This is a genomic window from Kitasatospora sp. NPDC094028 (assembly GCF_049543595.1).
GTDB lineage: Bacteria > Actinomycetota > Actinomycetes > Streptomycetales > Streptomycetaceae > Kitasatospora.
Window position 1 is genome coordinate 1 of record NZ_JBMVFA010000130.1, and the last position, 1,054, is coordinate 1,054.

The window sequence follows — 1,054 nt, forward strand, 5'->3', positions numbered from 1 at the left end:
GGTCGGGCTTGATCATGGCGAAGACCTCCGGTGTGGTGGAGGTGTCTAGGCTCCACACCACACACGGAGGTCTTCGTGTCCCACCGTAATGCCCGGCTGACGGTGCACGGCAGGCGGCTCCTGGTCGAACGCGTCCGCGCGGGTCGCCCGGTGGCGCATGTCGCCGCCGAGATGGGGATATCCCGGGCCACCGCCCACAAGTGGATGCGGCGCTGGCGAGCGGAGGGCGAGGAGGGCCTGCTGGACCGCTCCAGCAGGCCCCACACCACCCCGCACCGCACACCCTCCGCCACCGAGGCCCGGATCTGCGAGCTGCGGCGCGAGCGCAAGCTCGGCCCGGCCCGGATCGGCCCGATCCTCGGCATCCCGACCTCTACTGCGCACCGCGTGCTCGTCCGGCACGGCCTGAACCGCCTGGCCTGGCTCGACCGGCCCACAGGCGAGCCGATCCGCCGCTACGAACGGGCCCGACCCGGCGAACTCGTCCACGTCGACATCAAGAAGCTCGGCAACATCCCCGACGGCGGCGGATGGCGCACGGTCGGCCGCGAGGCCGGCGACCGCAACCGCCAGGCCACCACCACCGAACGCAGGAGCTGCAAGCCGGTAATCGGCTACAGCTACGTCCACTCGGCCGTCGACGACCACTCCCGCCTGGCCTACAGCGAGGTCCTCGCCGACGAGCGCCAGGAGACCGCCACCGCGTTCTGGCAGCGGGCCCAGGCGTTCTTCGCCGACCACGGCGTCACCGTCGAACGCGTCCTGACCGACAACGGCTCCTGCTACAAGTCCAAGCTCTTCACCCGGACCCTCACCGCCGCAGGGATCACCCACAAGCGCATCCGGCCCTACCGGCCGCAGACCAACGGCAAAGTCGAACGCTTCAACCGCACCCTGCTCGACGAATGGGCCTACCAGCGGCCCTACACCAGTAACGACGAGCGCACCGTGGCCCTGGCCACCTTCCTGCACCAGTACAACTACCATCGCTGCCACACCGCACTCGGAGGCAAGCCGCCGATCAGCCGCGTGAACAACCCTGCGGGTCAATACA

Annotated in this window: 1 protein-coding gene; it reads left to right on the forward strand. The window is 69.7% G+C overall.

The window, feature by feature from the left end:
- Positions 1 to 75: 75 nt before the first annotated feature.
- A partial coding sequence (locus tag ACPC54_RS42305) for an IS481 family transposase (RefSeq protein WP_498973097.1) occupies positions 76 to 1,054 on the forward strand: 979 nt, incomplete at its 3' end.